Here is a 16,705-nt window from a genome sequence, read left to right on the forward strand (position 1 = left end):
TGCCTCGAAGGGCGTAGCGCTCCCCGCCAAGGAGCCTGTGGGTGAGCGCCGCCGGGCCGCCGAGAGCGGGGGCACCATGCTCGCCTTCCTCGGCGTGCTCGCCTTCTCCGGTTCCCTCCCCGGCACCGTCTACGCCATGGAGGGCTTCGACCCCTGGCTCGTCGCGATCGGCCGCGCCGCCGTCGCCGGGGCCGTCGCGCTCGTGTGCCTCAAGGCCGCCGGGCTCCCGGCGCTGCCGCCGCGTCCGCACTGGCGCGCGTACGGGCTCATCTCCTTCGGCGTGGTCTTCGGCTTCCCCGTCTTCAGCGGCCTGGCCCTGCACCTCGGCGCCAGCACCGCGCACGGCGCCGTCGTCATCGGCCTGCTCCCCGCCGCGACCGCCGTCTGCGCCGTCCTGACGGCCGGGGAGCGGCCCCGGCCGGTGTTCTGGGTGGCGTGCGCCGCGGGCGCGGTCGTCATCACCGCCTTCACCTTCACCCGGACCGAGACCACCGCTGCCTGGCCCGACCTCCTCCTGGCCGGCGCCCTGGTGTCGGCCGCCGTCGGTTACACCGAAGGAGGGAGGCTCGCCCGGCACACCCCCGGCTGGCAGGTGATCTCGTACGCGCTCGTCCTGTCCCTCCCGGTCACGGTCCCCGTCAGCGCCGTCCTGGCCGCCGTCACGCCCATCACGCCCACGCCGCCCGCCCTCGCGGGCTTCGCGTACGTGGCGCTGATCTCGATGTTCCTCGGCTTCTTCCCCTGGTACGCGGGCTTGGCCAGAGGCGGCATCGCCCGCGCGGGCCAGACGCAGCTGACCCAGCCGCTGCTCACGCTGGTGTGGGCGTGGTTCCTGATGGGTGAGAGGTACGGCCCCGCCACCGTGGCGGCGGCACTGGCGGTGCTCGTGTGCGTCGCCGTCACCCAGCGTGCCCGTACTTGAAAGCCGTGACGCCAGACCGCAGGATGGGGGAGGAGGTGTCACACATGGCGGACCTCACGATCCCCGAAGGCGGGTTCTGGCCGGCGCCGGAGATCCCGCAGCCGAACATCTACCCGATGGAATGGCGCGTCGAGACCGAGAAACTCGCCGCGATCTACGAGAAGTCCAAGCGCATGGTCTGGAACCCGGCCGACCTCCCCTGGGACGGCCTCGATCCGGACGACTTCACGCGCGAGCAGCGGCTGGGCATCATGTACTGGTTCGCCGTGCTGGCCAACTTCGACGCCTCCGGCCCGGCGGTGTTCGCCCGGGCCACCATCTCGGCGTTCGAGAAGCACGAGGAGGACCCGGTCAGGAAGTGCTTCTTCTCGATCACCCGTGACGAGATGAACCACGAGGAATGCTGCCAGCGCACCATCGCCCGCCTCTGGCCCGGCGGCCCGCTCGACTGGACCCCGGCCGACGACCTGGAGAAGGCCGCGCACAACAACATCGGCTGGCTCTACCACAACGGCGGCCGCTACTGGACCGGCTACAGCTCCGCGGTGGGCAAGTACTCGCTCCCGGTGCTCTTCACCAGCTTCATGATGGGCGAGATGGCTGCTTCCACGCTGTTCCGCGGCATGGCGTCGGGCACCCAGCACCCCGTTTTCCAGGAGATGTTCCAGCGCATCGGCCGCGACGAGTCCCGCCACCTTCAGATCTGCATGACGATCCTGGAGAACGAATGGCCCGGGCTCACCGACGAGACCCGCACCCTCATCACCCGCCAGCTGCGCGCGGGCTTCGTGTTCCTGTCGATGATCCTCTGGGAGCCGCCGGAAGGCTTCTGGGAACTGCCGCCCTACTTTCTGGCCAACCACCGCGTCCTCATGGACCACGCCCGCGACGCCGGGCTCGGCGTGCTCTCGTACGAGGAACAGGCGGACAACTGGCGGGTGGCCATGGCCAAGATCCGCGCCATCGTCGAACGCTGGGGCATCGCCTTCCCCGCCATCCCCGAACTCGACCTCGAAGGGGTGCCGGTGAACATCATCGACCCCGAGGAGATCATCCCGGTGTTCTGACGGGCTCATGTGGGCCCGCGCGAGCAGGCTGCGCGGGGCCCTCCCGGCGAGATGCGCGCCGCCCTGCCCGACCTGGTCCTGTACGGCGCCAAGCGCGCTACGGCAGGGCTGCCGGAGCTCGATCGCCGGCGCGAGGGCGAGGGCTTCCGGGACGTCGACCATCGGCGCGAGGCGCATCGTGCCTACTGGCGCGCGGGAGCGTGGGAGGTGGCCGACTCGACCACGGTGGTCTGGTTGTCGTTCCGCGTCGTGGGCCAGCGCTCCTCGGCCGCGACGTAGCTGCCCCGCTGCGGCACTGTATAGATCCAGCCTTCTTCGCGGAGCGTGGCCAGGGCGCGCCTTACGGTCTCGCGTGCAACGTCGTAGTGCTGGATCAGAGCGGTCTCGCTGGGCACGGGACGCGTCGGGCGATACCGGCCTTCCAGAATGTGCTGCACCAATTCATCGGCTATCTGGCGGTATTTCGAGCTATTGCCGGGCTTGGCGGGAATGCCGGTATAGGCGCCCACGAAAGTCCCTCTCCCCTGGATGGTGTGGACCAGTCCGGCATCACGGAGAATCCTGATCGCTCGGCGCGCCGTGGTGCGTGCGACGCCGAACTCGTGCTGGATCTGGGCCTCACTCGGCACCGGCGCGCCTGGGGAGGACTGGGCGAGGCGGAGCCGCAGAACCTCGCTGACCTGCTGATAAAGGGGGGAGTCGCCTTCAGGGTCGAACATGGGTACGAAGATAGCGCGAGCCAGAGCGCGCTATACATTCGTCGGCCATTTGTCCCTGTGATTCACATAAGTTCCTCTGTAGGGGACCGTGAACACCCAGCCCAGCTCTCTCAGATGAGCCACCGCCTGGCGGGCCGTGACCTTGGCGACCCCGAACTCCTGCATCATTTGCTTTTCGCCAGGTATCGTGCGGTTCGGCGATATTTCGCCTCTCTCGATGCGCTCGGCGATTTCCTGGGCGATCTGCTGATAGAGCGGAATTTTCCTGGCGGCGCGCGGGGCCGTGGGCGGCCCGACGAACGTGCCCTCGCCCTGGATCGTGTACGCCACGCCTTGGTCGCGCAGCTCTCGGGCGACGCGCCTGGCGGTTGTCCTGGCGATGTCGTAGTCCTGTTCCAGCTTGGCCTCGCTGGGCACGGGGTCGCCCGCCTTGAGATCGCCTCGCTCGATCTGCCGGCGGATGAGCTCGGCGACCTGCTTGTAGATGGGGACGGGTCCTTCGCGGTCAAGCACGCCCAGGATTCTAGACCAATATAGACATGCTTGCACAAAGTAGACACTCAACTGAACCTATGAGTACGAGCTAGACCTATGGATATGGTCAGAGCTAGAATGACGTCATGTTCTGCAAGGCGGAGGAGTTCCATGGTCAGCACATAGCGCCGATGGCCGGCGCGGCGGTGATGATCGAGTGGCGCCCCGCCGTGCCGCGCACGGAGCGGATGAAAGTCCGCGAATACACCTGTGACTGCCGACCGGTGGTCTACGAACTGTGTCAGGCGGGAGGAGTGAGGTTCATCCGCCGGATCAGCAGGCTGGACAGGCGGTCGCTGATCGAGGAGTCGCGGCGTGACGTGGCCGCGGTCATCGATGCCCTCTGGGCCGAGTTGCTGCGCGGTGAGGCCCGCTGACCCCGAACTCCCGGCAGGCGTCATCCCAGCCCTTTGCGCCTGCCGGGCCCAGCTCCCCTCGCAAGTCCTGGATTCGGGCCGGGGCTTGCGAGGGGGCGGCTCTGGCGAACCCGCCCAGTCGCACGGGTTTCGCCAGGGCTGACACTCTCCTTCGTCGGCGTCACCGAAACCCGCCTGCCGCGGCGACTCTGACCGGAGCGTGCGGGAAAGGAACCAAGGGCCCAGCCGTAGAGGCCGCTGGGAGGGCCGGCTCGCCTGGAGGCTGCCGCGATCGTCCGCCTTCATGGGCGACACGTCCGGCCGGGTCGGGACCGATCCGTCCGCCTCCTTCGGGATGAACAGTCCTCGGCGCCGGGCGGCTGCCCGGCGCCGAGAACCAGCGGAGGGGCCGGAGTCCCGCGCGGCCACCGGACAGAGAACCGCGCGGGTTGGTCCTGTCCGGCCGGTCACGCGGGTGACCGGCCGGACAGGGGTGCCTGCTGCCGGGTGACATGCCCGTCCAGCACTCTCGTCCACGATACGGATTGCCTTCGACCGCAGTGAGAATGCCCGGCAGCAGGCGACACGGCCCCACGCCCTCCGGGGGACACGGAACCATGTACGGGTAAAGGCCGATGACGTCCTTGACGGCCTGCCCGCGGGAAAGAGGATGCCATGCCTTTCCCCTGCCAGACTGCGCTTCCGCGCTTTCGTAGGGATCATGCGTTTTGGGGTCGTGGGCGATCGGAATCCGTTGTGTGCGAGTTTTCCGGCAGTAAAGAGACCGGTGATTGCCGGATTGGCGTTATATCTGAACCCGCCGCCATCCGGCATCCGTGACGATGAGATGATCCAGAAAGCGAAGGCCCACCGTCTCGGCGGCCTCCAGGAGACGGTGGGTCACCACCACGTCGTCCTCGCTGGGATCCAGCGACCCGCTCGGATGGTTGTGCGCGATCCCGAACAGCGCGCCCCCGGACGTGAGCACCGCCGCCACGATCTCCCGGACCGGGACCGTCGTGTGGTCCGTGCCGCCCTCGGTCATCACCGTCCGGCGCAGCACCGCTCCCCGGACATCGCACACGACCACCACCAGCCGCTCGTGCGCGTGCCCGCGCAGCATGGGCGCGGCAACCGCCGCCAGGTCCGCCGTGCAGGCGATCCTGGCCCGCTCCGGCTCCGCGTCGGCCCGCCTGATCAGATGGAACGCCGCCGTCACCCGCGCCGCCTTGGCCGGGCCCACCCCCGGCACGGCGAGCAACCGGTGCGGCTCCGATCGAACCAGCCCGTCCAGATCCCCGCAGTGCGCGATCACCCGCGCGGCCAGATCCATCGCGCTGGCTCCCCGGAACCCGGACCCGAGCAGCACCGCCAGCAACTCCCGATCGGCCAGCGCCGCCGCCCCGCTCTCCATGAGCCGCTCCCGAGGCCGCTCACGCCTCGGCAAGTCCTTGACCCGCATGCCCCACCTCCGCAACGGTTGTATCAACGCCCACCGACAACCTCTGACCTGCGCTTCCACGACCGAGCAAGATGTCCGGCACCCCCGCGAAAGCACCTTTCGCGGGTGGGCGAGATGACGATCACTCGCCGCACACGGCGGCTCGCGCTGCCGGACATGGCCGGCGCGGTGATGAAAAGTGACGCATCCCCCGCCTGCCGGGAAGGGTCGGCTCTCGCGCCTGCCGGACTGGGGATGGCGGGGTGATGTGAGGTGATGTACCTAGCGCCTGCTGTCAGAGGGGGATGCTGTAGACCATGCGGAAGCGGTCGCCCGGCACGATGATGTCACTTGTCTCCACCGGCCGGTCGCCGGCCCAGTGGGTGCGCTCGACGTGGAGGACGTGCACGCCGACCGGCAGTTCCAGGGCTTCGGTCTCGCTGGGCTCGGGCTCCCGGGTGTGAAGACTCTCCACGACTTCGGTGATCTTCACGCCGTATGCGCACATCCGTGTGACCAGACTGGTCCCCTCCGCCCCGGCGTGCGGCGCCAACCCCAGCGGTTCGTACGCCGTGGCAAGCTGCAACGGCCGGCCGTCGCCGCGGAACACGTAGCGAGTCCGCGTCACGGTCGCCGATGCGGCGACCCGCAGCCGCCTTGCGAGGTCGGGGCCCGCGGCGGCGGGTTCGCTGTGCCAGTCCCAGGTCACCCGCCTGCCCTGGGACTGCAGATCGGTCGCGAAGGGGATGGGGTGGTCGAGGAACCGCCACCGGTGCGAGGGGGTGAGCTTGGACGCCTCGCGTACGTAGTGGCCCGAACCGATACGGCCGATGATGAGGCCCTCGCTGACCAGCGCCCGGAGCGCGTGACGGGCGGCGGTCTCGCCGATCTGGTACTTGCGGGTCAGCTGTGCCCGCGACGGGATGAGCGCGCCGGGTGGAAGGGTGCCGTCAAGGATCTGCCGCCGGAGGTCTCCGACGACACGCAGGTAGACGGGATCTGAGGTGGCCACTGGTCCATCCCTGAGGGTTCGTGTGAGGCGTTCCCCCATGTTGCCGTATTCGGCAGGTGACCGTCCGTCATCGATGACCGTTGGAGCCTCAACTTCGCGGTAGCGGAAAATTATCGGAGAAACCCTGTAACGCCGGTGTAAGGGGTGCCGATTCTCCGGTAGAGGTCGTCGATGTGTGTACCCCCGAGCACATATCGGCGACCTCTACCTATGTGACCAAGGCTGTCCGTCTTCGATGCGTCGTCCTGAGGTCTTTCTCCTGGCTGGAGCGGTCGTAGACAAGGGCTGACTGTGACCTTTCCGGACGCGCAGCCCGTGTCGGGAGTGTTTCTGCGGAGGATGGGGCTGTTGATCGTCGACTGCTGTCCGGGCGCCCTTGCGCCGGCATCGACCGCTGACTCCGCGGGAACTGTTGATCGCGGGCGGGGGCAGTCGCTCAAGCGCGGGTGACGGGTTCGTCATCCATCGGTCATGACCGTGCCATGCGTGAGCCTCGGGTTCGATGCTCCTCGTTTGCCGGGCGAACCCGTTCCAGGTCCCGCTTTCCTGATCAGTCCACGCTTCCCGGATCATGCCGGGCAGGCGCGGTTTCGGCCGCCTGGCGGCTGGAGACGATGAGGCCTGGGTATGGATGCGGTGGCGCCGAGGCGTGAGATGCCTGATCTGCATGGGATGTCGGAGGACGTGTGACAAAAGGCGGCTGCAGGCAGGCAAAACCGGGTGGCGGCGTCCATGGGATTTCGGAATCCGGGTAGCGTTCGCACTATGGCATCGCCAACAGGAACCACCGACGCCCCCTTCGGCCGCATGCTGACCGCCATGGTCACGCCGTTCACCTCTGACGGCGAGGTCGACTATCAGGCGGCGCGGCGGCTCGCCACCTACCTGGTGGACGAGCAGCACAACGATGGACTGATCGTCAGCGGAACGACCGGCGAATCCCCCACCACCTCCGACGAGGAGAAGGCCCGCCTGCTCAGCACGGTCCTGGAGGCCGTCGGCGACCGGGCGACCGTGGTGGCCGGGGCCGGCACCAATGACACCCGCCACAGCGTCGAGCTCGCACGGCAGGCAGCGCGCGAAGGCGCTCACGGCCTCCTCGTGGTGACTCCGTACTACAGCAAGCCCCCTCAGGAGGGGCTTTACCGGCACTTCACCGCCGTGGCCGACGCCACGGAGCTTCCGGTCATGCTGTACGACATTCCGGGGCGCAGCGGTGTGCCGATCAAGACCGCGACGTTGATCCGGCTGGCACAGCACGATCGCATCGTGGCCGTCAAGGACGCCAAGGGCGACCTCTTCGGCGGCAGCCAGGTGATGACCGCCACCGATCTCGTGTTCTACTCCGGTGACGACCTGCTCAATCTCGCCTGGCTCTCGCTGGGCGCGGCCGGGTTCGTCAGCGTGATCGGCCACGTGGTGGGTGCCAGGCTCGCCCGCATGATCCAGCTCCATCGCAACGGCGACGTCGAGCAGGCCCGCGAGATCCACCGGCAGGTGGCCCCCGTGGTCGAGGGGATCATGATGAGCGCGGGCGGCGCGATCATGGCGAAGGCCGCACTGAGCATGGTGGGTGTGGAGGCCGGGCCCGTGCGGCTGCCTCTGGTGCCCGCGACGGAAAAGCAAATCGCCGAGCTGCGTACTTGCCTGGTGGCCGGCGGGGTGAAGTTGACGGATCACTAGATACGGGGAGGAACTGCGAGTTTTGAGAACGCGATTTGACCATGGGGGTCGGGCATGAGCCATCCGCATCCTGATCTTGGCCCCCCTCCGGCGCTGCCTGAGGGCGGCTTGCGCATCGTTGCGCTGGGCGGACTGGGTGAGATCGGCAGAAACATGGCGGTCTTCGAATACGACGGCCGCCTGCTGATCGTCGACTGCGGGGTGCTCTTCCCCGAGCCGGAACAGCCGGGTGTCGACCTCATCCTGCCCGACTTCGAATACATCAGGAACCGGCTCGACCAAGTCGAGGCGATCGTCCTGACGCACGCCCACGAGGACCACATCGGGGCCGTGCCCTACCTGCTGCGCGAGCGGCGGGACATCCCTCTCATCGGCTCCAGGCTGACGCTGGCGCTGATCGAGGCGAAGCTCACCGAACACCGGATCCAGCCGGTGAAGGACCAGGTGGTGGAGGGTGAGCGGCGCACCTTGGGGCCGTTCGACTGCGAGTTTCTTGCGGTCAACCACTCCATCCCCGACGCTCTGGCGGTCGCGATCAGGACGCCCGCCGGGATAGTGCTCCACACCGGCGACTTCCGTATGGACCAGTTGCCGAGCGACGGCCGGCTCACCGACCTGGGCGGGTTCGCCCGGCTCGGCAGCGAGGGCGTCGACCTGCTGATGTCGGACTCGACGAATGCCGAAGTGCCGGGATTCGTCACGAGTGAGCGGGAGATCGGCCCGGTCATCGACGAGGTCATCCGTACCTCTGAGCAGCGGGTGATCGTGGCGAGCTTCGCCTCGCACGTTCACCGCATCCAGCAGGTCATCGACGCGGCGGCCAGGCACGGCCGCAAGGTCGCGCTCGTCGGCCGCTCGATGGTGCGGAACATGGGGGTGGCCCGCGACCTGGGCTACCTCAAGGTGCCGCCGGACCTCGTCGTCGACTCTCGTGACATCGAGCAGTGGCCGCCGCAGGACGTGGTGCTGATCTGCACCGGCTCGCAGGGCGAGCCGATGGCCGCCCTGTCGAGGATGGCCAACCGCGATCACCCCATCCGCATCACGGAGGGCGACACGGTTCTGCTCGCCTCGTCGCTGGTGCCGGGGAACGAGACCGCGGTCAACAAGGTCATCAACGGACTCTCCCGGTGGGGTGCCCGGGTCGTGCACAAGGGCAACGCCAAGGTGCACGTTTCCGGCCACGCGGCCGCCGGTGAGCTGCTCTACGTGCTGAACCTGACCCGGCCTTCCAACTTCATGCCGGTGCACGGAGAGTGGCGTCACCTGCGGGCGCACGCCAAGCTGGCCGCGCTCACCGGCGTGCCGGAGGACCACATCGTGATCGCCGAGGACGGGGTCGTCGTCGACCTCGTCGACGGCCGTGCCAAAATCGTCGGCGCGGTGCACGCTGGTTACGTGTACGTGGACGGCTCCTCGGTCGGCGAGATCACGGACGTGTCGCTGAAGGACCGCAGGATCCTGGGCGACGAGGGATTCATCTCCGTGGTCATCGTGGTCGACTCGAGCACGGGCAAGCTCACGGCCGGACCGGAGATCCACGCGCGCGGCTCGGGTATCGATCCGGCGCAGTTCGAGCAGTTCATCCCGCAGATCGAGAAGGCGCTCGAGGAGAAGGCCGCCGACGGGGTGGTCGACATGCAGGAGATCCGCCGCGTGGTGCGCCGCACGGTGGGGCGCTGGGTGAGCGACACCTACCGTCGACGCCCGATGATCATCCCTGTGGTGGTCGAGGTCTGACCCCCACACCGGTACGGCAGGCACACCAACCTGCCGTACCGGAGGAACCGAGCGCGAACCGCTCATACGGGGCGAGGTAGTCGGGGATGGATACGCACGGGATGGGCTTGTGCGGGGCTGGAGAGTCATGTCAGGCATCCCTTCGCCGCAGCAGCCACATTCCCGCGAGGACGGGCAGCACCGCGTAACAGGCCAGCAGGCCGGCTGCCACCGGCGGCGGCAGCGAGGTGCCGTAGACACCCGGGGTGGTCAGATCGCCGCTGATCTGGCGGGGAAGGGCGCCGATCATGGCCGAGCCGAGCCACTCGCTCCATGGAGGGGGGAACTTGTCCACGATCATCGGGATCACGTAGAGGAGTCCTATGAGCAGCGCGATGGCGCCCGCCGCCGAGCGCAGGACCGCTCCCATGCCCAGCCCGAGCAGCGCGAACGCCGGCACGGTCAGGCTGAGCGCGACGAGCAGGGGAAGCTTGTCGGCGAACGCGGTCTGGTAGAGCCCTGAGAATCGATCGCCGATGACCCATCGGCACGTGACGTGGGTGCCGAACACGACTACCGGTCCCGTCACCAGCCCGATCATGCCGACCACGGCCGCTTTGCCCGCCAGCACCGGCCAACGTCGGGGGACCAGGGTCAGGCTGGTCCTGATCAGGCCGGTCGTGTACTCGGAGGTCATGGCCAGCACGCCCAGGATGCCGAGACTGAGCTGAGGAACCATCAGCACGACCTCCTCCAGCTCGGCCAGGCTCGCCTTGGCCTGCTGAGCAGGAGACGCGCTCTCATACATCTGGGCCGCCATCTGCGCGAGGCCCAGACCGAGCAGGATCCCGCCGAAGGCCACGGCGATGGCAAGTCGATAGGAACGTACGGAGTGGATCTTGAGCCACTCCGAGCGCAGGACAGTCATCGGTTACTCCAGTGAGGTCCGGGGCGTCGGCCACAGGCGAACAGCGGGGAAGCGCCTTCACCGCTCAGGGGAAACGGGACGTGGGAGATTCATCGGCAGGACCGCCTGCTCCGTATTGGACGCTGTTCGCGGTGAGCGCGAGGTAGGCGTCCTCCAACGAGGGGTAGCGAGCGGTGAGCTCCTCGATCGTGGCCTCCGCGACGAGCTCGCCCCTGCCCACGATGACGATGCTGTCGGCGGTCAGCGCCATCTCGCTCATCAGATGACTGGAGAGCAGGATCGTCCTGCCCTGCGCGGCCAGCGAACGCATCAGGTCGCGGATCCACCGGATGCCGTCGGGATCGAGCCCGTTGACCGGCTCATCGAAGATCAGCACTCCGGGGTCGCCGAGCAGAGCCGCGGCGATACCGAGCCGCTGTTTCATGCCGAGCGAGAAACCGCCCACGTTCTTCCGCGCGACGTCGGACAGGCCGACGTGGTGCAGGACCGCCGTCACGCGGCGAGGCCCGATGCCGTTGGTGCGCGCCAGGCACAGGAGATGGTTGTAGGCGCTGCGGCCGGCATGGACCGCGTTGGCGTCGAGCAGGGCGCCGACCTCGCGCATGGGCCGAGGGAAAGAGGCGTAGCGCCTGCCGTTGACCAGCACCTCACCCGAGGTGGGGGTGGCCAGGCCCAGGATCAGGCGCATGGTGGTCGATTTGCCCGCGCCGTTGGGGCCGAGGAAGCCGGTGACGCGCCCGGGGCGGACCGTGAAGGACAGATCGTCGACGGCGAGCGTGGTGCCGTAGCGTTTCGTGAGGTGCTTGAGCTCGATCACGCGGTCAAGGGTGCGGCACGGCGTGGCCTCGCCACATCGGACCACGGTCCGAACCTTAAAGTCAGACCTCGGGCTGACGTGCGCGCTGAGTTCGAGGGCTACCTTCGTTCACGTGCACGAGTCGCACCGCCTCTTCGTCGGGCCGCTGAGCCGCCCACAGCTGATCGCGCTGGATCTGGCAGCCGCGGTGAGCTTCGCGTTGGTCGCCTTCACGGCGACGGTCAACCTGGCCGCGATCCCACCGTGGGCCCGGCTCGCCATCTCTCTCGGCCTGGGGCTTCCTCTGGCTCTGAGAAGGGTGTGGCCGCTGCCGGTCTTCCTCTTCACGGTGGCACTGGCCGTCGTGGCCGTGCTCAGCGGGGCGCTCAGCATCGTGTACGTATCGCCGGCCTACGCGCTCTACCTGGTGGCGGTGAGGGAGGACCGTGGGAGCTGGCTTCCCACGTCGACGATCGGGGTTCTCGCCCTGCTGACGGTGGTCGGGCTGTTCACCGTGGGCAGCGTGCCCCAAGCGGCTGGGCCCGTGTGGCTGCTCGGCATGGACGAGGCGCTGTTCGGCATCGCCACGCTGGGCGGTGCCTGGACGGTCGGCCGCGCCGTGCGCGAGCGACGGATATACGCGGCGCGCCAGGCCGAGCGCCTGGCCGAGCAGGCGGTGGCAGAGGAGCGGTTACGCATCGCCCGGGAGCTGCACGACGTGGTGGCACACAACGTGGGGCTGATCGCGGTCAAGGCGGGAGTGGCCAATCACGTGCTGGCCACGAACCCGGAGGAGGCCCACGACGCTCTGCGGGTGATAGAGAACGCCAGCAGGGACGCGCTGGTCGAGATGCGCCACCTGCTCGGGGTGCTGCGCCCGTCGGAGACGCCCGCCCGTGGGCCCGCGCCGGGGCTGCGCGGCTTGTCCGGCCTGGCCGAGCAGGCCGGACAAGCGGGGGTGAACGTCGAGCTCGACGTGCGGGTTGGGAGCGAGCGTCCTGTCTCTGGGATGAGAGGTGCCGATCCTCCGTCGAGCGCGCGAGGTGCGGAAGGCCTTCCTGTTCCAGGCAACCGAGCCGCGGAAAGCCGTCTCGCCGGTGACTCAGGAACCGGCGGGCCGGGAGCCGTGCCCGGAGAAGGGCGGTGGGCGGGCGGAGACGGAAGGCAGGAGGTTGCCGGGGAAAGGCTGCCTGAAGGGGTGGAGCTGTCCGTCTATCGGATCGTTCAGGAGGCGCTCACCAATGTGGTCAAGCATGCGGCGCCGGCGCGGTGCCGGGTTTCGGTGATCGACGATGGGCGGGCGGTGCGGATCGAGGTCAGCGATGACGGGCCCGGTCATCGCGCGCTGCCCGACAGAGGGCCAGGTCACGGGCTGATCGGAATGCGGGAGCGGGTCATGATGTACGGCGGGACCTTCGAGGCGGGCCAGGCGGCCGGACCGGGCTTCCGGGTGTCGGCCACTCTTCCCTACAGGAGGGACTCATGATCCGGGTGGTGATCGCGGACGACCAGACCCTGCTCAGGGGCAGCTTCAGGGTTCTCGTGGACTCCGAGGCCGACCTGGAGGTGGTGGGGGAGGCGTCGACCGGGATCGAGGCCGTGGCGGTCGCGGAGCGGGAGCGGCCCGACGTCGTGCTCATGGACGTGCGGATGCCGGACATGGATGGCATCGAGGCGACCAGGCTCATCGGTAAGGACACACGAGTCCTGATCGTGACGATGTTCGACCTGGACGCGTACGTCTACGACGCCCTGCGGGCCGGAGCGAGCGGGTTCCTGCTGAAGGACACACCGCCGGCCGACCTGCTCGCCGCGATCAGGGTGGTGGCGCGAGGTGAGGCGCTGCTGGCTCCGACGGTCACGCGACGGCTGATCGAGGAGTTCGCGCGGATGCCCGCGGCACCGCAGACGCAGGGCCTGAAGGGAGTGACCGGGCGGGAGCGCGAGGTGCTGACCTTGATCGCCCGGGGGCTGTCCAACATGGAGATCGCCGGGCACCTGCAGCTCAGTCTTGCGACGGTCAAGACGCACATCACCCGCTTACTGGCCAAGTTGGATGCCCGGGACCGGGCGCAGCTGGTGATCGCGGCGTACGAGAGCGGGCTGGTCACGGCAGCTCGGTGACGAGGGCGTTCGGTTGAGGGTGAGGCTTGTCCGGGGGCTGCCCGGTGTATGACGGGATTACTGAACAGGACGGGCAGGGCCAGGTGAGGGGGTGTCGGGATGTGGTCGGGAGTCAGCGGTCAGCCACCGGGCGTGTGCGCCGCCGAACGGGTCCTGATGACGGCCTACGGCCTGGAGGAGCCAATGAGCCGTTTCTTCGGCCTGACGGATGATGGAGCTGGGATATCCGAGGGTCAGTTGATGTTCGGCGAACTCGTCCTCGTCATCGAGGAAGAGGCGGCCGTCGCGCATCCTGATGACGTCGAGGTCGAGATCGAGCATGGTGATCTGGGCATCGCGCCATTCCGGGACGGTGGTGACGTCGACGTACACCTCGACCCGGTCGGGTGGCGCGTGGAAGGTGGCGGTCCACCAGGCAGAGCGCGGGAAGAGGATCACGGAGTCGTTCGGCCACGTGATCGTCAGTTCATCGCCCTTCCGGGCGATGGTCCCGCGCGCCACCGCGACCCAGACGCCGTGCTCGTCCTCGCCCAGGAGCGTGCCGGGGTGGTGCCAGTGCAGCTTGCCGCCGTACTTCCTGTAGACGATCTCGATGTCACCCAACGCCTGTGCCTTTCCGCCGGGTCCGGAGGCCTGGGTTTTCCGCTGGGTCCGGAGCTGGTGAGGGGTGCTGGTGGTCGGCTGCCTGCCCTCGGCTGCCTGTCAAAGGGCGGGGGCCGCCGGTGGCTCGAGGGAATGGTCTTCGGATGCTTGCGCCATCCCATGGTGCCAGCTTGCGCTTCGGGCGGACGTGTGGCGGTGCCGTCATGAGGGTGGTGCAAGACGGTGGGGTGGTGCCGACCAGGCGGCGGGTGTGGAGGGGTGGGCGTGCGGGGGTGGGTTATGGCGAGGCCTGTTCGAGGGCTTGTCTCATGGCGGACAGCCGGCGAGGGCCGGCCAGACCGGCGTGGTACAGGTGGAACTCCGAGGCGCCGGCCTTGGCGTAGAGGGCGAGGAGCTCCGCCAGGGCCGCCGGGTCGGCTGGGCGTGGAGGCAGGGCCAGGACGTAGGCGCCGACGCGTTGGCCAGCGGTGCACAGGTCCGCCAGGCGGGTGAGGCGGGCGGCGTCCGTGGCAGGGTCTCCCCAGCAGTTGCCCACCAGGACGTCGGCGCTTGGTTCGCCGGTGGGGAGGGCGGCGAAGGGACCGGTGGCCCAGGGATCGGGGTTCGCGTGCAGGGTGATGGGGATTCCCGGGGCGATCTGGCGGGCTGTGGTGATCAGGCGGCGGCGGAGAGAGGCCGCGAGCTCCACGCGGATGGCCCGTACGTCGTCCGCCAGAGGGCCGAGGGCGACGTCCACCGGGTACGCCGCGGGTCCTGGCCCCGGACCGGAGGAAGGGGTGATGTTCGCGGATGGGTTGGTCTGGCTCGCTGAGGGCTTTGCCTGAGCTGGTTGGGTGTCGGAGGTGAGGGTGTCCGGAGTGGGAGTGTCGAGGGCGGTGCGGACGCGGGTTCGGGTGTCGGCGGGGTAGCGGGGAGCGCAGGAGGCGCAGAAGCAGAGGGACATAAGGTCGGGGTCGTACTCGGCGCCTGCGGTCTTCTCGTGGACGCTCTGGTGGGCGAAGCCCATGGGACCGCAGCCCTCCAGGATGAGGCCGTCCGGCTCACCCGCCACCAGCACCTCGCGCACCAGCCGCTCGCAGTACTCGGCGACGTCGGCGGCTGATGGGCAGAGGGCGTAGGGGTACGGGTCGCCGAACGCGTTGCGGACGACGAGGTCAGGGAAGGCGGCGCCGAGGTGCGCGTTGTGGGTGAGCACGGTCCAGGCGTGCACGCGCAGGCCGGTCGCGCGCAGGGCCGACTGTGCGAGGAGGTACGCGTCGGGGCTGGTCCAGGTGGGGGCGGCGGGGGTGAGCCGGCCCCAGGCTTCGGGTCGTACGGGCAGGTAGAAGGCGGAGTGCGGGACGTCGAGGACGCGATGCGCGGGGTGGAAGGGGGTGGCGGCGCGGGTGGAGTGGTAGGAGGCGGCCAGGGCGACGGTGGTGACGCCGAGCGCGGCGATGCGCTCGGCGGCGGCGGGGTCGCCGACGACGTCCCACGGGTAGACGTAGGCGACGTTCACCATCGCGGCCTCGCCGCGGAGAAGCCGGGCTGGAAGCGGCGCATGTACGTGGTGTCGTCGCGGGCCGTGAGGCCGCAGGTCCTGTACTGCTCGTGCATGACGGCCAGCGCGTCGCGGTCGAGTTCGATGCCCAGGCCGGGGCCGGTGGGCACCGGGACGGCGCCGGCTTCGAAGCGCAGCGTGCCGGGTGCGACCACGTCCTGTCCGTCCTGCCAGGGGGTGTGCGTGTCGCAGGCGTGGGTGAGGTTGGGGGTGGCCGCGGCCAGGTGGGTCATGGCGGCCGAACTGATGCCGAGATGGGAGTTCGAGTGCATGGAAAGCTCAAGTCCGAAGGTCCCGCAGAGCGCGGCGACCTGTGCCGAGCGCTGCAGGCCGCCCCAGTAGTGGTGGTCCAGCAGCAGCACGCCGATGGCGCGGGTGGCGATGGCCTCGGGCAGGTGCTCGGGGGTGACGACGCACATGTTGGTGGCCAGCGGCATGGGCACCTGGGCGGCGACCTGGGCCATGCCCGCGATATCGGGCGTGGGGTCCTCCAGATACTCCAGCACGCCCTCCAGTTCCCGGCCTACCTGGATGGAGGTGTCGACGGTCCAGGCGGCGTTCGGGTCGAGGCGCAACGGCACGCCCGGGAACGCCTCGTGCAGTGCCTTGACGGCCTCGATCTCCTCGGCGGGCGGGAACACGCCGCCCTTGAGCTTGATCGAGGTGAAGCCGTGCTCCTTGATGAACAGCGACGCCTGCTCGACCACCCCGGCCGGGTCGAGCGCCTCGCCGAACCTGTCCGGCTCACCGCCCGGGTGCCCCGCCCACTTGTAGAAGAGGTAGGCGCCGTACGGGACGGCGTCGCGGACCCTGCCGCCGAGCAGGTCGACGACGGGGACGCCGGCGGCCTTGCCGCGGATGTCCAGGCAGGCCACCTCGAACGGGGAGTAGACCCGGTCGACGCTCTTCTCCCTGGTGGCCACGCCGGTCAGGCCGTGCAGGTCGCTGACGGCGTCGCCGACGGTGGCCGCGACGCGCGCGTACATCTGGTTGGTGTGGTGCACGTCCAGGCCGACCAGTGCTTGCGCGCACTCGCGTACCTTGGACAGATGTCCCAGGTCGCCGTAGGTCTCGCCGAGACCGGTCAGGCCCTCGTCCGTGACCACCTCGACGATCGTGCGCAACGCCCAGGGCTCGTGCACTCCGGCGGCGTTCAGCAGAGGCGGATCCTTGAAGGCGACAGGGGTGACGTGGATCTGCCTGATGATCATGTGATCGCCGTCCATGTATGTGAACAAAGGCCAGGTTTGTGGACAGAATG

General features: G+C 68.8%; 16 protein-coding genes. 7 read left to right on the plus strand and 9 right to left on the minus strand.

Annotated elements, in window-relative coordinates:
• Positions 1 to 37: 37 nt before the first annotated feature.
• Positions 38 to 922, plus strand: a complete 885-nt coding sequence (locus ACQEUU_RS12225; protein WP_433064399.1) for a DMT family transporter — start codon at positions 38 to 40, stop codon at positions 920 to 922.
• Between the two features lie 44 nt (positions 923 to 966).
• Positions 967 to 1,989 carry a hypothetical protein gene (locus tag ACQEUU_RS12230; RefSeq protein WP_433064401.1) on the plus strand — a complete coding sequence of 341 codons (1,023 nt, stop codon included), beginning with the start codon at positions 967 to 969 and terminating at the stop codon, positions 1,987 to 1,989.
• A gap of 182 nt (positions 1,990 to 2,171) precedes the next feature.
• On the opposite strand, the gene ACQEUU_RS12235 is transcribed toward ACQEUU_RS12230, so the two are convergent.
• Both ACQEUU_RS12235 and ACQEUU_RS12240 read right to left on the minus strand, forming a co-directional pair.
• Positions 2,172 to 2,708 carry a GntR family transcriptional regulator gene (locus tag ACQEUU_RS12235; protein WP_433064404.1) on the minus strand — a complete coding sequence of 179 codons (537 nt, stop codon included), beginning with the start codon at positions 2,706 to 2,708 and terminating at the stop codon, positions 2,172 to 2,174.
• A gap of 30 nt (positions 2,709 to 2,738) precedes the next feature.
• Positions 2,739 to 3,221: a GntR family transcriptional regulator gene (locus ACQEUU_RS12240; RefSeq protein WP_433064407.1), complete on the minus strand. Its 483-nt coding sequence runs from the start codon at positions 3,219 to 3,221 to the stop codon at positions 2,739 to 2,741.
• A 107-nt stretch (positions 3,222 to 3,328) separates the two neighbouring features.
• Between ACQEUU_RS12240 and ACQEUU_RS12245 the strand changes: the two genes are divergently transcribed.
• The gene (locus ACQEUU_RS12245) at positions 3,329 to 3,619 is read left to right on the plus strand and encodes a hypothetical protein (protein ID WP_433064410.1); all 291 of its coding nucleotides are present in this window, start codon (positions 3,329 to 3,331) and stop codon (positions 3,617 to 3,619) included.
• Positions 3,620 to 4,403: 784 nt separating this feature from the next.
• On the opposite strand, the gene ACQEUU_RS12250 is transcribed toward ACQEUU_RS12245, so the two are convergent.
• The gene (locus ACQEUU_RS12250; protein ID WP_433064413.1) at positions 4,404 to 5,060 is read right to left on the minus strand and encodes a JAB domain-containing protein; all 657 of its coding nucleotides are present in this window, start codon (positions 5,058 to 5,060) and stop codon (positions 4,404 to 4,406) included.
• Between the two features lie 274 nt (positions 5,061 to 5,334).
• A complete protein-coding gene (locus tag ACQEUU_RS12255) occupies positions 5,335 to 6,051 on the minus strand; it encodes a GntR family transcriptional regulator (protein WP_433064416.1) in 717 nt (238 codons plus the stop codon).
• Positions 6,052 to 6,816: 765 nt separating this feature from the next.
• Between ACQEUU_RS12255 and dapA the strand changes: the two genes are divergently transcribed.
• The gene (gene dapA / locus ACQEUU_RS12260; RefSeq protein ID WP_433071824.1) at positions 6,817 to 7,734 is read left to right on the plus strand and encodes a 4-hydroxy-tetrahydrodipicolinate synthase; all 918 of its coding nucleotides are present in this window, start codon (positions 6,817 to 6,819) and stop codon (positions 7,732 to 7,734) included.
• Between the two features lie 54 nt (positions 7,735 to 7,788).
• A complete protein-coding gene (locus tag ACQEUU_RS12265) occupies positions 7,789 to 9,474 on the plus strand; it encodes a ribonuclease J (protein ID WP_433064418.1) in 1,686 nt (561 codons plus the stop codon).
• Positions 9,475 to 9,604: 130 nt separating this feature from the next.
• Here the strand turns inward: ACQEUU_RS12265 and ACQEUU_RS12270 are convergent, their stop codons facing one another.
• A complete protein-coding gene (locus ACQEUU_RS12270; protein WP_433064421.1) occupies positions 9,605 to 10,381 on the minus strand; it encodes an ABC transporter permease subunit in 777 nt (258 codons plus the stop codon).
• Between the two features lie 64 nt (positions 10,382 to 10,445).
• The gene (locus ACQEUU_RS12275; protein ID WP_433064424.1) at positions 10,446 to 11,198 is read right to left on the minus strand and encodes an ABC transporter ATP-binding protein; all 753 of its coding nucleotides are present in this window, start codon (positions 11,196 to 11,198) and stop codon (positions 10,446 to 10,448) included.
• A 112-nt stretch (positions 11,199 to 11,310) separates the two neighbouring features.
• Here ACQEUU_RS12275 and ACQEUU_RS12280 point away from each other — a divergent pair, with 112 nt between their 5' ends.
• Both ACQEUU_RS12280 and ACQEUU_RS12285 read left to right on the plus strand, forming a co-directional pair.
• Complete coding sequence (locus ACQEUU_RS12280; RefSeq protein ID WP_433064426.1) at positions 11,311 to 12,663, plus strand: sensor histidine kinase; 1,353 nt, start codon at positions 11,311 to 11,313, stop codon at positions 12,661 to 12,663.
• Positions 12,660 to 13,301 carry a response regulator gene (locus ACQEUU_RS12285; RefSeq protein WP_433064428.1) on the plus strand — a complete coding sequence of 214 codons (642 nt, stop codon included), beginning with the start codon at positions 12,660 to 12,662 and terminating at the stop codon, positions 13,299 to 13,301. The genes ACQEUU_RS12280 and ACQEUU_RS12285 overlap by 4 nt, the downstream gene beginning before the upstream one ends.
• Before the next feature lie 57 nt (positions 13,302 to 13,358).
• Here ACQEUU_RS12285 and ACQEUU_RS12290 read toward each other — a convergent pair whose 3' ends face one another.
• From ACQEUU_RS12290 to ACQEUU_RS12300, 3 genes are all read right to left on the minus strand, one after another.
• A complete protein-coding gene (locus ACQEUU_RS12290) occupies positions 13,359 to 13,904 on the minus strand; it encodes a DUF402 domain-containing protein (protein ID WP_433064431.1) in 546 nt (181 codons plus the stop codon).
• Positions 13,905 to 14,181: 277 nt separating this feature from the next.
• A complete protein-coding gene (locus ACQEUU_RS12295) occupies positions 14,182 to 15,405 on the minus strand; it encodes a hypothetical protein (protein WP_433064434.1) in 1,224 nt (407 codons plus the stop codon).
• Positions 15,399 to 16,670 (minus strand): glucarate dehydratase family protein, encoded by a 1,272-nt coding sequence (locus ACQEUU_RS12300; protein ID WP_433064437.1) that lies wholly within the window; start codon positions 16,668 to 16,670, stop codon positions 15,399 to 15,401. The genes ACQEUU_RS12295 and ACQEUU_RS12300 overlap by 7 nt, the downstream gene beginning before the upstream one ends.
• Positions 16,671 to 16,705 lie beyond the last annotated feature (35 nt).

The sequence above is a fragment of the Nonomuraea sp. CA-218870 genome, from assembly GCF_050936535.1.
Taxonomy (GTDB): domain Bacteria; phylum Actinomycetota; class Actinomycetes; order Streptosporangiales; family Streptosporangiaceae; genus Nonomuraea; species Nonomuraea corallina.